At 37.1% G+C, this 13,674-nt stretch carries 15 protein-coding genes and 2 tRNA genes; 14 read left to right on the top strand and 3 right to left on the bottom strand.

Annotation, left to right across the window (positions count from 1 at the left end; all coding sequences use genetic code 11):
- The first annotated feature begins 8 nt into the window (after nucleotides 1-8).
- From mqnP to IP358_RS06930, 11 genes are all read left to right on the top strand, one after another.
- The gene (gene mqnP, locus IP358_RS06980) at nucleotides 9-866 is read left to right on the top strand and encodes a menaquinone biosynthesis prenyltransferase MqnP (protein WP_006802869.1); all 858 of its coding nucleotides are present in this window, start codon (nucleotides 9-11) and stop codon (nucleotides 864-866) included.
- A 10-nt stretch (nucleotides 867-876) separates the two neighbouring features.
- Nucleotides 877-1,422, top strand: coding sequence for a hypothetical protein (locus IP358_RS06975; RefSeq protein WP_006802868.1), 546 nt, complete (start codon nucleotides 877-879; stop codon nucleotides 1,420-1,422).
- The gene (locus tag IP358_RS06970; RefSeq protein ID WP_040498583.1) at nucleotides 1,415-1,975 is read left to right on the top strand and encodes a hypothetical protein; all 561 of its coding nucleotides are present in this window, start codon (nucleotides 1,415-1,417) and stop codon (nucleotides 1,973-1,975) included. The genes IP358_RS06975 and IP358_RS06970 overlap by 8 nt, the downstream gene beginning before the upstream one ends.
- Nucleotides 1,976-1,983: 8 nt before the next feature.
- Nucleotides 1,984-2,907, top strand: coding sequence for a homoserine kinase (thrB, locus tag IP358_RS06965; RefSeq protein WP_006802866.1), 924 nt, complete (start codon nucleotides 1,984-1,986; stop codon nucleotides 2,905-2,907).
- A 19-nt stretch (nucleotides 2,908-2,926) separates the two neighbouring features.
- On the top strand, nucleotides 2,927-3,172 hold the full coding sequence (locus IP358_RS06960; RefSeq protein WP_006802865.1) for a DUF448 domain-containing protein: 246 nt from the start codon (nucleotides 2,927-2,929) through the stop codon (nucleotides 3,170-3,172).
- Complete coding sequence (gene infB, locus IP358_RS06955; protein ID WP_006802864.1) at nucleotides 3,165-5,828, top strand: translation initiation factor IF-2; 2,664 nt, start codon at nucleotides 3,165-3,167, stop codon at nucleotides 5,826-5,828. The genes IP358_RS06960 and infB overlap by 8 nt, the downstream gene beginning before the upstream one ends.
- Nucleotides 5,828-6,190 (top strand): 30S ribosome-binding factor RbfA, encoded by a 363-nt coding sequence (gene rbfA, locus IP358_RS06950; protein ID WP_006802863.1) that lies wholly within the window; start codon nucleotides 5,828-5,830, stop codon nucleotides 6,188-6,190. The genes infB and rbfA overlap by 1 nt, the downstream gene beginning before the upstream one ends.
- Nucleotides 6,191-6,643 (top strand): ribosome maturation factor RimP, encoded by a 453-nt coding sequence (rimP, locus tag IP358_RS06945; RefSeq protein WP_006802862.1) that lies wholly within the window; start codon nucleotides 6,191-6,193, stop codon nucleotides 6,641-6,643.
- Nucleotides 6,637-7,698, top strand: coding sequence for a bifunctional diaminohydroxyphosphoribosylaminopyrimidine deaminase/5-amino-6-(5-phosphoribosylamino)uracil reductase RibD (gene ribD, locus IP358_RS06940; protein ID WP_257534915.1), 1,062 nt, complete (start codon nucleotides 6,637-6,639; stop codon nucleotides 7,696-7,698). Before rimP ends, ribD begins: the two co-directional genes overlap by 7 nt.
- 190 nt (nucleotides 7,699-7,888) lie before the next feature.
- Nucleotides 7,889-8,233, top strand: a complete 345-nt coding sequence (locus IP358_RS06935) for a DUF485 domain-containing protein (protein ID WP_006802860.1) — start codon at nucleotides 7,889-7,891, stop codon at nucleotides 8,231-8,233.
- Complete coding sequence (locus IP358_RS06930) at nucleotides 8,217-9,875, top strand: cation acetate symporter (protein WP_006802859.1); 1,659 nt, start codon at nucleotides 8,217-8,219, stop codon at nucleotides 9,873-9,875. The genes IP358_RS06935 and IP358_RS06930 overlap by 17 nt, the downstream gene beginning before the upstream one ends.
- A 46-nt stretch (nucleotides 9,876-9,921) precedes the next feature.
- On the opposite strand, the gene IP358_RS06925 is transcribed toward IP358_RS06930, so the two are convergent.
- The 3 genes from IP358_RS06925 to IP358_RS06915 all read right to left on the bottom strand — a co-directional run bounded on the left by IP358_RS06925 (nucleotide 9,922) and on the right by IP358_RS06915 (nucleotide 10,760).
- A tRNA-Arg gene (locus tag IP358_RS06925) sits at nucleotides 9,922-9,998 on the bottom strand.
- Nucleotides 9,999-10,021: 23 nt separating this feature from the next.
- Nucleotides 10,022-10,099 (bottom strand) — tRNA-Met (locus tag IP358_RS06920).
- Between the two features lie 55 nt (nucleotides 10,100-10,154).
- Nucleotides 10,155-10,760: a hypothetical protein gene (locus tag IP358_RS06915; RefSeq protein ID WP_006802858.1), complete on the bottom strand. Its 606-nt coding sequence runs from the start codon at nucleotides 10,758-10,760 to the stop codon at nucleotides 10,155-10,157.
- Between the two features lie 202 nt (nucleotides 10,761-10,962).
- On the opposite strand from IP358_RS06915, the gene IP358_RS06910 reads away from it, so the two are divergent.
- Genes IP358_RS06910 through fabZ form a run of 3 tightly spaced genes read left to right on the top strand, consistent with a single transcriptional unit; the run spans nucleotide 10,963 to nucleotide 13,673 of the window.
- On the top strand, nucleotides 10,963-11,799 hold the full coding sequence (locus IP358_RS06910; RefSeq protein ID WP_006802857.1) for a plasminogen-binding N-terminal domain-containing protein: 837 nt from the start codon (nucleotides 10,963-10,965) through the stop codon (nucleotides 11,797-11,799).
- 9 nt (nucleotides 11,800-11,808) lie between these two features.
- Nucleotides 11,809-13,188 (top strand): glycolate oxidase subunit GlcD, encoded by a 1,380-nt coding sequence (gene glcD, locus IP358_RS06905; protein WP_006802856.1) that lies wholly within the window; start codon nucleotides 11,809-11,811, stop codon nucleotides 13,186-13,188.
- Between the two features lie 20 nt (nucleotides 13,189-13,208).
- A complete protein-coding gene (gene fabZ, locus IP358_RS06900) occupies nucleotides 13,209-13,673 on the top strand; it encodes a 3-hydroxyacyl-ACP dehydratase FabZ (RefSeq protein ID WP_006802855.1) in 465 nt (154 codons plus the stop codon).
- The last annotated feature ends 1 nt before the right edge of the window (nucleotide 13,674 follow it).

The raw sequence follows: 13,674 nt of genomic DNA, 5'->3' as shown, positions 1-13,674 counted from the left end.
GGAAGTTTATGCAATTTTTGCAAAAGGTTAAAGACTTTAGAGAGCTTGTAATGTTTGAGCATAGTATTTTTTCTATGCCTTTTATTTTTATCGCAATGGTTACAGCAGCGCAAGGTTGGTTTGGTGTTAAATTGCTTATTTTTGGTGTGATTGCAAGTGTGAGCGCTAGGAATTTTGCAATGGCGTTTAATCGTTTTGCAGATAGAAAGTTTGATGCGACAAATCCACGCACAAAAAATCGTCCAAGCGTTGATGGTAGAATCTCTAAGGGGGCAATGCTACTTTTTATTTTTGTAAATGCGTTAATTTTTGTGGCAATGGGATATGTGATTAACCCTTTGTGCTTTTATCTCTCATTTCCGATTCTAATTATTTTGGCAAGTTATTCTTTAATGAAGCGGTTTTCAAGCGCAGCACACTTGGTGCTTGGGCTATCTTTAGGGCTTGCGCCAATTGCTGGAGTTGTTGCAGTTAGTGGAGAGATTCCGCTATGGAGTGTGTATTTGTGCATTGGTGTGCTATTTTGGGTAGCTGGGTTTGATTTGCTTTATGCTTTGCAAGATATAAATCATGATAAAAAAGAAGGGTTATATTCTGTGCCAAGTGTTTTTGGAGTGCAAAAAACGCTTTGGATTTCGCGTATTTTTCACGCTTTAACGCTTATTTTTTGGGCATTATTTATTAAAGAAGCTGGGCTTGGAATGTGGATGTGGATAGGGCTTGTTGTGGCAGTTGTTGCATTAAGTGTTGAGCAATATTTGGTGTCTAAAAACTTTGAACATATTCCGCGCGCGTTTTTTACAATAAATGGCTATTTAGGAATTGCGTTTTTAGGATTTTGTATTGTGGATTTTATGAGTAGATAAGGAAAATTCAATGGAAAATTTTGCAAAAAGCCGTTTAATCCAAACATTCTTAAATATTCAATACGAAGCAGTGCATAATAATGCAGAAGCCTTTGTGCAAGAGTTTAACAAACTTACACAAAGCGATGAAGATCCTATTGGAGAATGGTTGCGCTTAACGCGCGCTAAAAAGGGAAATTTGGAATCGGATAATGTGGTGATTTTAGAACTACTTGTAGAGATTTATAGAAAGATAGAATCCCTTGAAGCGCGTATTAGTGGAGAAAAAAAGAATTATGTAGCATTAGAAAACAAAGGGAGTGTTGTTACAATTGGGCATAGTTGTTTTGCTCTTAAGGATTCTAATCTTTTAGAAAATACGCTTTATTATGGTAGAATAGAGCTTCCAACTTTTCCTGCGCGTATTGTTCCAGTGTATTTTGTGTATCATTCTGGGCTTGCGTGGATTGAAAAAATCCACGGACGCGATGAAGTGGAATGGGACGGCTATGTTGCAAGCAAAGAGAGAGCATTAATCCGATCAATAAAGAATAGCAAAAAGGCAGAAAATGGGTAGTGAGATAAATGTTGTGCTTTGGGGCGGAATTGGAATTGTTGTTGTCTTTGTTTTGTTGATTGCATACTTGTATTTAAAGGAGAGTGAGAGCAATAAGCGCGCAAGACGATATGAAAAGTCTATTGAAGAATTAAATAAGGAAATCTATCGTTTAACTAAGCGTATAAAAGAGCAAGAAAGTGAGCTAGAACGCTTTAAAGTTAGTATTAAGGCGCAAATTTATCAAGATACGCGTCTAGAGATGAAAAATCTGCTTGATGCAAATTTAGGGGCGCAAGTTGCTCCCTTGCGTAATGATATGGAATCGCTTAAAGCACAATGGCAAGGGACAAAGAGTATTTTGGATAATATAGAGCATTTAGAAAATAAAATGTTTGCTCTAGAAGATAGGATTAAAGAGTTTGCTTATACACCTACGAGTCCTACAAATATTGATGAAGGGCGTATTATTGCTATGTTTAAAGATGGTTGGAGTGTAGATTCTATTGCAAAAGAGCTACGCATTGGTAAGGGTGAAGTGGAATTTACTCTAAAATTTGCAAATCTAGGGTAGGGAATAATATGGAGTTTCGTGTCCCAGCAACAAGTGCTAATTTGGGTCCGGGCTTTGATAGCTTAGGGCTTGCGCTTAAGCTTTATAATCGTTTTAGTCTAAAGCCATCTAAAATTACTTCTATCCAAATCCACGGCGAAGGTTCTAAGAATCCAAAATTACGCGTGGATAATGTTTTTGTTAGAATCTTTAATGAGCAACTAAAAAAACTCACAGGTTCTGCGATTCCATTTAAGTTTGTTTTTGATAATGCAATTCCTATTTCTAGGGGGCTTGGAAGTAGTTCGGCAGTAATTATTGGTGCAATTTCTGCTGCATTTAAGGTGGCACAAGTGCCTTTTGATAAGCAAAAGATTGTAAATCTTGCATTGCGTTATGAGTCTCATCCAGATAATATCACTCCAGCGTGTATGGGGGGATTTAATGTTTGTATGTTGGCAAGTAGAGACAAGGAAGTGCGTTTTATCAATCAGTCTTTGCCAGATAGCATTTCTGCCGTAGTGGTGATTCCAAATCAATCTACTTCCACGCATTTATCGCGCCAAAGTCTTCCTAAACGCTATTTTCAAAAAGATGCTGTGTTTAATCTTTCGCACGCAAGTTTGCTTTCAAGTGCGTTTATTACAGGGCGTTTTGATTTGTTGCGTGAAGCAAGTCAAGATAGACTTCACCAATTTTATAGAATGAAGCAAATTCCATTGCTTTTTGAAGTGCAACGCACCGCTTTACAAAATGGTGCATTAATGAGCACACTCTCAGGTAGCGGTTCAAGCTTTTTTAGTCTGTGTTATCAAGATGACAAAAAGCGTTTATTTGATGCGCTTAGTCAGAAGTTTTCAAAGCTAAAAGTGTTAAGCTTGGAGTTTGATAATGATGGTGTGTTATTTGAAAATGAGAGTTTAGAATATTTTGGTGATGAATTTAAGTTCTAGTTTGCTATAATGAGAGTTTATGTCTAGTCCGGTTAGAATGTGCGTTGTGTGTAGGGGGAGGTTTCCACAAGAATCTTTGCTACGCTTGCAATATCAAAATTCTAAATTGCAAGTATTTCAAGGCTTTGGCAGAAGCTTTTATGTGTGTAGAAACTGCCAAGAAGCTCCAAAATTAAGCGATCACATCACAAGAATTTGCAAATTGGATAAGAAACACAAAGAGATAATTAAAACCGCATTAAAGGAGATTTTTTTATATGGATAAAATCCGTATTAGTCAAATTGCCAAAGAGTTAAGTAAAACAAGCAAAGAAGTTTTGCAAAAAGCACAAGAGTTAGGTTTTGAAGTAAAAACTGCTTCAAGTGCCGTTACTGCCACAGAAGCCGATGTTCTTTATAACTATATTTTATCAGGTGTTAATCCAAACGCTGGCAAAGAAAGCCCTAAAAAAACTGTAACTAAGGATTCTAAAAAAGATACAAAAGAAAGTGCAAAATCTAGCGCTAAAGCAAAATCTAGCACAGAAAAAAAGCCAAAAGCCACTACTTCAAAAACTCTCAAAAAGGATTCTATGCAAGAGAATTTGCCTAGAGAGTCTATTAAAAAAGCTACACAAGAGATTTTGCAAGAAAAGCAAGAAGCGCCACAGGAAACCTTGCAAGATACATCAAAAGAAACATTAGTAACAAAAGAAGTGAATGGGCAAGATAATCTAGCAATTAAACGCACGGGTTTAAGGATTGTCAAAAAGCGTGATTTTAAAGAGACAGAGAGCATTAAAGAGTCTAAAAAAGAAGAACGCAAAGAATCACCGCGCACTTTGCAAGATTTATTAGGAAATTTAGAAGAAAGCCACACACAGCAAAAGAAAAAGAAAAAAGAAAAGCCAAGCTTGCAAACTAGTAAAAATTTAGGACAGCAAAAAATGGATTTGTTGGATAATAGAGAATTTCAAAGTGTAGATGACGATGAAGAAGAAGTTATTTTATTTGACTTAAGTGTGCAAGATGAACGCGATATGGACGAAGAAGAAAATGAACGCAAGGCGACAACTGAGCGTATTAAAGTCCAACGCCATAATCCTTTTATGGAGCAGGGTAGCACAAGGCGTTCTAGTCGCAAAAAGGCTCCAAAAGTCCAAAAGGTGCAAGAAGCCGTAAGTGGTATGGTCAAGATTCCAGAGGAAATTAGGGCTTACGAATTTGCAGAGAAAATTGGTAGAACCACCGGTGAAGTGATTAAAGTGCTTTTTAGCCTTGGAATGATGGTAACTAAAAACGACTTTTTAGAAAAAGACGCTATTGAAATTTTAGCGGAAGAATTTGGCGTGCAAGTGGAGCTTTTAAATACTGCTGATGAGTTAGATTATACTCAACTTCACGATAATGAAGACAAAGAAGAGCATTTAATTACGCGCGCTCCGGTTGTTACGATTATGGGGCATGTGGATCACGGCAAAACTTCTTTGTTGGATTACATTAGAAATACAAAAATTGCTTCAGGTGAAGCAGGCGGAATCACGCAACATATTGGTGCTTACACCATTAGTAAGGGTGGTAGAGAGATTACTTTTATTGATACGCCCGGACACGAAGCCTTTAGTGAAATGCGCGCTAGAGGAGCTTCTGTTACAGATGTAGCAATTATTGTTATTGCCGCAGATGATGGGGTGAAACCTCAAACTATTGAAGCATTAAACCACGCAAAAGCGGCAAATGCGCCTATTATCATTGCAGTTAATAAAATTGACAAGCCTGATGCAAATCCAGATAAGCTTAAAGCTGAAGCAGCAGAGCTAGGCTTCACACCGCTTGAATGGGGTGGAGAATATGAGTTTGTGCATATTTCTGCAAAAACTGGTGAAGGAATTGATGATTTATTAGAAACAATTCTTTTGCAAGCAGAGATTTTAGATTTAAAGGCAAATCCAAATCGCCCTGCACGCGCTATTGTTATTGAAAGCAGTTTAGAGAAAGGCAAAGGTCCTGTTGCAACACTTATTGTGCAAAATGGAACGCTAAGGGTTGGTGATAGCATTATTGCGGATACTTCTTTTGGAAGAGTTAGGGCAATTAGTGATGATTTAGGGCGTTCTATCTCTAGTATTACTCCATCTGGCGTTGGTGTGATTACAGGATTAAGCGAAGTGCCACCAGCTGGCTCTGTGCTTTTAGCGGTAGAAAATGATACGATTGCTAGAGATTATGCGCAAAAGCGTGCAGCACACTTGCGTCAAAAAGAGCTTTCACATTCCACAAAGGTTTCTTTTGATGAGTTAAGTTCAATGGTTGCTTTAGGGCAGTTAAAAACTTTGCCTGTGATTATTAAAGCAGATACACAAGGAAGCTTAGAAGCAATCCGTGGAAGTTTGGATAAGCTCCAAAATGAAGAAGTTAAAGTTAATATTATCCACAAAGGTGTAGGTGGCATTACAGAGAGTGATGTAACGCTCGCTGGAGCTAGCACAAATTGCGTGATTTTAGGCTTTAATGTGCGTCCAACTGGTAGTGTTAAAAACAAGGCAAAAGAGCTTGGAATAGAGATTAAAACCTACTCTATTATCTATTCTTTATTAGATGATATTAAAGCTTTATTAGGCGGGCTTCTTTCACCAGTTATGGAAGAAGAAAATACTGGGCAAGCAGAGGTTAGAGAAACCTTTAGTATTGCAAAAGCTGGCACAATTGCAGGTTGTTTTGTTACAGAAGGCACAATTCAGCGCGGAATTAAAGTGCGTTTAATCCGCAATGGGGTAGTGATTCACACGGGAAATATTGCTTCATTAAAACGCTTCAAAGATGATGCAAGAGAAGTGGCTAAAGGCTTTGAGTGTGGAATTATGCTAGAGGATTATAATGATATTCAAATTGGCGATGTGTTTGAAACTTACAAAGAAGTAGAAAAACAAAGGACGCTTTAATGCTAAAACAAGCACGCACACAATCCCTTTTAAAAGAGATTTTACCTAGTGCGTTAGCAAATTTGAGTGATACGCGCTTAAATGCGCTTAATGTTGTTGATGTGCGTTGTTCGCGTGGAAAATACTTTGCTGAAGTGTTTTTAAATGCACCATTTGCCACAGAAAAAGAAAAAGCAGAGATTTTAAAGCAGCTCAAAAAGGCACATAGTTTAATCAAGGCGTTTTGCTTAGAGGAAACAGGCTGGTTTCGTTGCCCAGACTTTAAATTTATCTTTGATGGAAGCTTAGAGCAGGAAAATCGCCTTGATCAAATCTTTGAAGCTTTACAAAAAGAGCGTGAAAACAAAGAAAAGGAATCTTAAATGACAATTTCGCCAAATTTGGAAGATAAGATTAAAGTTTTAGTGGAGAGTTTGGGATTTGATTTGTATGATGTTTTAACTCTTAAAGAAAATGAAAATCAAATTTTGCGTATTTGTATCACAAAAAATATGGAATCCAAAAGTGTAAGCCTTGATGATTGTCAAGAGGTGAGCCTTGCGCTCTCTCCTTTGCTAGATGTAGAAATGCCAGATTTTGAAAAATATTACTTAGAAGTTAGCTCACCCGGGATTGAACGCGTTTTGAAAACCTTAGCGCATTATAAAGGCGCGATTAATGAGTTAATTAAGGTTAAAACGCTTCAAGAAATTGCAGGTAAAAAAGAATTTAAGGGCAAGTTAGTAAGTGTTAGCGAAAGTGTTCTTGTGCTAGAAAATGGCGTAGAGATTCCGCTAAATGCGATTAAAAAGGCTCAAACCTACTTTGAGTGGTAAATAAAATGCTGGCGCACGCATTTTATTTGGATTTGTGTTTGCAATGTGCGTGGAAAGAGCAGTTAAAAACGCTTCCAAACCCTGCTGTCGCAGCTTTAGTGCTAGATGAAAATGGGGCGATTGTAAGCTTAGAATCTCACAAAGAATGTGGTAAGCCCCACGCGGAAGTGTTAGCTTTACAAAAAGCCTATGCAGCCCTAAGTGGCGATAATGCGATTTTGTCTTTAAAGGAATCTCAAGCAATTCATTCCTATCTTTTGAAAAATGCGATTCCAATTTTTAAGGATACAATGCTTTATGTAACCCTAGAGCCTTGCAGTAGCAATAAAAAGGGTAAAACACCTTCGTGTGCTACTTTGCTTAAAACTCTAAAGCCAAAATGTGTAATCATTGCTACACAAGATTGCGATAAAAGTGCAAAAGGCGGCGCACAAGAGCTTATAGAAGCAGGAATTTGTGTGATTAAAGCGTGGGAGGTGGAAGCCTTACAAGCAATCCATAAACAAGCAAATGCACTTTTGCTTCCCTTTAGATTGTTGCAAACACAGGGTAAATTTATGCTTTTTAAATATGCAAGCAGGCTTGATGGTAGCATTGATGGTGGGCAAATTAGCACACACCAAGCACAAAGCCTAATGCACGATTATCGCACAAAAGCTGATGTGTTGCTAATTTCTGGAGAGAGTGTGCGTGTGGATAATCCGCGTCTTGATACGCGCTTTGCGACTTTAGAGCAAAGAAATCCAAATGTAGCGATTCTAACGCGTCAAAAGGACTTCCCAAAATCCGCGCCTTTATTTGAAATTCCAAATCGTAAAGTAGAGATTTTACATAGCCTAGAGCAAGTGAAAGCCTTGCATGGTTTTATCTTTTGTGAAGGGGGATCTGGGCTTTTTAAGGCACTTCAAAATTCTATGGATTTAACACTTGTGATTTTAAGCCCAAATTTCAAAAGGGATTCCAATCTTACAATGTCGCTAAATGCAAACTTTAATCTACTTCATAGTGAGCAAATTGCAGATGATATTTTTCTGTGGCTTATACCAAAGGACTAAGATAGAATCCAAAAATACTATTCCAAATTTTTATTTACTAATATGTTACAAAATGTAATTTAATATATAAATGTTACTAAAATATACATTTATATTGTATTTATTGAAATATTTATTTTTTACTCTATACTTATTATTGGAATTTTTGTAACATTTTAATGGCTAAATTACAATTTGTAAGGAGTAATAAATGAGAAAAAATGTGGATTATCAACAATCTATCCAGGAATTTAAAAAATTTGTTTCCTTTAGAAACAAAGTAGCGTTGTGGTTATCTGCCATTGTTCTAGTTTGTTATTACGCTTTTGTTATTAGTATAGGGCTTTTTCCAGATATTTTAGGGTATCGTCTAGGTCCTAGCTCAATTACACTTGGAATTATTGTCGGAATCTTTTTGATTGCCCTGTGTATCACGGCTACTGGTCTTTATACATTTTTAGCAAACCAGTATTTTGACAGGCAACAAGATGGGATTTTGCAAAATTTAGAGCAAAGCGGAGCATTGGAGGAATTGAAAAATGGAAAAAAGTATTAAACTAACTTTGGGGGTATTGTTTGGTGCAAGTCTTGCAAATGCTGCTAGCTTTGATGTGGAGAATGTTACGCAAAATGCGTTTAATCCTATTGCAGTAACGATGTTTTTAATTTTTGTGCTTGGCACTTTGCTAATTACTTATTATTCAAACAAAAAAAGCCAAAGCGCAAGTGGATTTTACACAGCAGGTGGGAATATTACAGGAATGCAAAATGGGACAGCAATTGCTGGAGATTTTATGAGCGCGGCTAGTTTTCTTGGGATTACAGCACTTGTTTTTACAAATGGTTTTGATGGGCTAATTTATTCTATTGGATTTCTTGCTGGCTGGCCTATTATTTTGTTTTTGATTGCGGAGAAGTTTAGAAATCTTGGTAAATTCACCTTCGCGGATATTACGGCGTATCGCTTAAATGCAAAGCCTATTCGTGTGATTTCAGCAGTTTCTGCACTTAGTGTGATTGTATTTTATCTTATCGCGCAAATGGTGGGTGCTGGGCAACTTATCCAACTCTTGTTTGGACTTCCTTACACGGTGGCTGTTGTGCTTGTTGGGATTTTGATGATTTGTTATGTTGTCTTTGGTGGAATGCACGCAACAACTTGGGTGCAAATTATCAAGGCGATTTTGTTGCTTGGTGGAGCTACTTTTATGGCGATTATGATTTTGTATTTAACAAAGTTTGATTTGAGTTATTATTTTTCACAGGCAGTGCAAAATCATCCTAAAGGTGAGGCAATAATGCTGCCGGGAGGATTTTTACCAGATACGATTTCTGCGCTATCTTTAGGGCTTGCGTTAATGTTTGGAACAGCTGGATTGCCACATATTTTAATGCGCTTTTTTACTGTAAAAGACGCAAAAGAGGCTAGAAAGTCTGTATTTTATGCGACAGGATTAATTGGATATTTTTATATCTTAACTTTTATTATTGGATTTGGAGCAATTGCATTATTGCTTGGGAATCCACAATTTACAAATGCTGATGGAAGTTTTAATGGAATCACAAATATGGTGGCAATCACTCTTGCACAGGCTATTGGTGGGGATTATTTCTTAGGATTTATTTCTGCGGTTGCTTTTGCTACGATTTTAGCAGTTGTTGCTGGGCTTGCAATTTCTGGGGCTGGGGCGATTTCTCATGATTTGTTTGTAAATGTTTGCAAAGATGGGCAATGTGATCCAAAACTTGAGATGAAAGTTACTAAAATGGCAACCATTGGGATTGGAATTTTTGCGATTGTTTTGGGAATTGTGTTTGAGAATCAAAATGTTGCATTTACCGTAGGACTTGCTTTTGCAATTGCAGCAAGTGTAAATTTTCCGATTTTGCTTTTAAGTATCTATTGGAAAGAGCTGACTACAAAAGGTGCGTTTTGGGGAGGATTAATCGGGCTTGTAACGGTTGTTACAATGGTTCTTTTAAGTCCTAGTATTTGGGTAAAAAGCTTTGGATTTGCAGAGGCAATTTTTCCTTACGATCACCCAGCTCTTTTTTCAATGCCACTAACTTTTGTGTTAATTTATATTATCTCAAAACTAGATAATAGCGAGCGTGCAGTAGTGGATAGAGCAGGATTTAATGCACAAGACTTTCGTGCGCAAAGTGGAGTTGGGATTAGCGAAGCGGTGGCGCATTGATTTGTAATTCTAAAAGTTATGAGATATAGAATAGGAATTATTTAGGTGGTACGCCCAAGAGGATTCGAACCTCTGACCTACGGCTTAGAAGGCCGTTGCTCTATCCAGCTGAGCTATGAGCGCAAAGTTATAAAAAGAATCTTAAGTGGTACCAAAGGGGGGACTCGAACCCCCGACCTCCGGCTTATGAGACCAGCGCTCTAAACCAGCTGAGCTACCTTGGCATACCAAAAAGTGGAAGGCGTATTTTAGTATTCTTTTCTTTAAAAAATGATAAAATTAGCCTATTGTATCAATCCGCGCGCTACCACTAAAAATTGCATGGCTAAATTCTCGCAGAATGCGTTGCGTTTTTGCTTCATTGTTTTTGCGTAAAATATCATTGTAGTTGCTTGTAATATCTTTTTTGTAGTGTTTTGTATAGATTCCATTAAGATTATTAAGATTGTCTTGAAATTCTTTTGCAACTTCTTTCCAGCCATTTTGTGTAACGCCCAAAAAACCTTGTGTATTGCCTTGCGCACTTTTTGCATTTTGATTGGCAATTGCTTTTTCTTGCTCCCTGATGTGTTCCACGCTAGCACTTAGATTTCCAGCGCGTGTTAGAATTTGTGCTACTGCGATTTTTTCATTAGGAGACATATTTGCTGTAACGCGCTCAAATGCTTTGTATTGCTCATCACTCATAATTTCTAGGCTTACAAGCCCATAGGTTATGCGTTCTTTTGTGGAAAAATCGGAATCTTGCTTTTCATCTTGGATTTTATCGGCACTTTGTATTTTTGCGTTGGATTGTGTTGTTTGTGTATTGCTTCCTAAAAGACGATTGGCTTCGTTAAAAATCTCATTTAAGCCTGATGTGTTTAAGTTGTGATTGATAAGCATTTAGAATGGAATCCTTTTTAGAGTTAAGAGCATCTAAGCAAAAAGAATTCCACATTTTTAGAATTTAAGTTGTGTGAAAAATTTGTGTATAAAACTTAAAAACTTGTAAAAAATATACAAAAGTTATATAAAACATTGCTCCACTTTAAGCAAATATCAATTAAAATCGCACAGCAATTATTGGCTTTTAAAAGGTTTGTGTATGAAATTTTTAAATTCCTTTCAATACTTCTTGAAATATTCCTTGTTTCTTGTGCTTTTTAATGTTTTTTCCTATGCTTCTCCTTTTGGAAATAAACTTATTGTTCCCATTGTAGAGTTAGATGAAGATTTTAGGCATTATGCTTATGTTCCAGCTTTTGATTTAAAAGTTGGTGAAAGTGGAGAGATTGTGCGCTGGTTTACAAAAGAGCATTCAGCTATTGTTGCTAGGGCTGCTGTTGTGGAGATTAAAGATAATCGCGCTAAAATCGCATTTGAACCATTTGAGGGCTTGGAACAAGGAGCATTTCCAGCACCAATTTTGTATCCAAAGAAAAATGATGAAGTGATTTTTCGTGCATTTAATGATCGCGCATTTTTGGTAGCCCCTTCTCAAGAAATTTATGAAAAGATTAAAGCAGTATATCCTGATGTTACTTGGTTGCATCCAGATTTGTTAGCGGCATATTTAATGGATGTTGGACATACATCACCTGTTAAAGGGGATTTTCGTAGGGTTTGCACGCAATATGCTGCTGGGATTGTGTATTTAGTCAATCTTAATGAAGGGCAAGCATTGGATTGCCAAACTTTTAAGCCTGTAAAGAAAGATTATATTACAGGGCGCGCACCAATTAATGAGAGAATGTTGCCTTTTTTTTCGCGTATTGGAAGCGATAATCAAGCGTGGTTTTCTTATCTTATAAATGATGTTACAACACAAGATTATTATTTGTATTTTGATGCACTTTTAAAGGGTGAGATTAAAGATGAAGACGCAACATTTTTTGGGCGCGTAACAAGGTATTTTACAAATCAAATTAAAAATATTTTTTAAGGGCGCAAGATGACAAATCAAAATATTAAAGATCTTGAAGCCATTGTTGGTAAGGGAGAGTGCTTTAGTGATAAGGCGCATTTAAGTGCGTATTGTTATGATGCAACAAAGGAACGAAAATATCCAGAATGTGTTGTATTTCCTCATAATGAAGAAGAAGTGAGTGAGATTTTAAAATATTGTAATACGCATTTAATTCCCGTGATTCCACGCGGTGCAGGAAGTGGTTTTACTGGAGGTTCGCTAGCGGTAAATGGTGGTGTTGTGCTAGCACTAGAAAAACATATGAACCAAATCTTAGAAATTGATATGGAGAATATGGTAGCAAGGGTGCAGCCTGGAGTTGTCAATATGCAACTTCAAAAAGCAGTGGAAGCTGTGGGGCTGTTTTATCCGCCAGATCCTGCAAGCGAGCATTATTCTACGCTTGGTGGAAATGTGAGTGAGAATGCTGGGGGAATGCGTGCGGCAAAATATGGAATCACAAAAGACTTTGTAATGGCGTTACGCGCAGTGTTGCCAAATGGGGATATTATCCGTGCTGGCAAAAAAACGATTAAAGATGTGGCAGGTTATAATATTGCTGGAATCTTAATTGCGAGTGAAGGCACGCTGGGTGTGATTACAGAGATTACGCTAAAACTTTTAAGTAAGCCAAAGTTTAAACAAAGTGCTATGGGTGTATTTCCTAGTATTCAATCTGCAATGAATGCTGTGTATAAGACAATGGCAAGTGGAGTTACGCCTGTGGCAATGGAGTTTTTGGATAATCTTAGCATTAGAGCTGTAGAAGAGAAGTTTAATAAAGGCTTACCAAAAGATGCTGGAGCGATTTTGATTACAGAAGTAGATGGAAATTTGCCTGAAGAAATTACTTATCAAATTAATAAGATAGAAGAGAAATTCTGTGAAAATGGTGCGGTTAATTTTATTAAAGCAAACAATGAAGAAGAAGTAGCGGATTTATGGTTTGCGCGCAAAAATGCAAGCCCTAGCATTACGATTTATGGAAGCAAAAAATTAAATGAAGATATCACTGTGCCGCGTTCAAAACTTCCAGAGCTTTTAGAAAGAATTGCAGAAGTGTCTAAAAAATATGGTGTTGTAATTCCGTGTTTTGGGCATACAGGAGATGGCAATGTGCATACAAATGTAATGGTTGATGGATCAAATCCCCAAGAGTTAGAAAAGGGGCATAAGGCAATTGAGGAGATTTTTAAAATCACAGTAGAGCTTGGTGGAACGCTTAGTGGAGAGCATGGGATTGGGCTTTCTAAAGCACCTTTTATGCATTTGGCTTTCTCTGAAGAAGAAATGCAGTTATTTCGCTCCATTAAGCAGGCTTTTGATCCCAATAATATTTTAAATCCAGGCAAAATGGGATTATAAATAAACAAAAGGAAAATAATATGATTTTTGATGTGCAAAAGATTCGTGAGATTTTACCCCATCGTTATCCATTATTGTTAGTGGATAGAATCACAGCAATTACTCCAAATGTAAGTATTGAAGGCTATAAAAATGTAACAATTAATGAGGATGTGTTTAATGGGCATTTTCCAGTCCAGCCTATTTATCCGGGTGTGTATATCATTGAAGGAATGGCACAAACAGGAGGCGTTCTAGCGTTTGTGAGTATGTTTGGTGAGAATGCAAATAATAATGGCGATAAAATCGTGTATTTTATGAGTATTGATAAAGCTAAGTTTAGAAATCCTGTAGTCCCTGGCGATAGACTAACTTATAAGCTTGAAGTGATAAAGCAAAAAGGGGGGATTTGGGTGCTTCAAGGTTATGCGTATGTTGATGAAAAACTTGTTGCAGAAGCAGAGCTTAAAGCGATGGTTGTAGATAATGCAGAGAAAAAGGCATAAA

Source organism: Helicobacter winghamensis ATCC BAA-430, assembly GCF_028751035.1.
Classification (GTDB): Bacteria; Campylobacterota; Campylobacteria; order Campylobacterales; family Helicobacteraceae; genus Helicobacter_D; species Helicobacter_D winghamensis.
The sequence above is the reverse complement of the archived record's forward strand: the minus strand, read 5'-3'. Positions and strand labels throughout refer to the sequence as shown.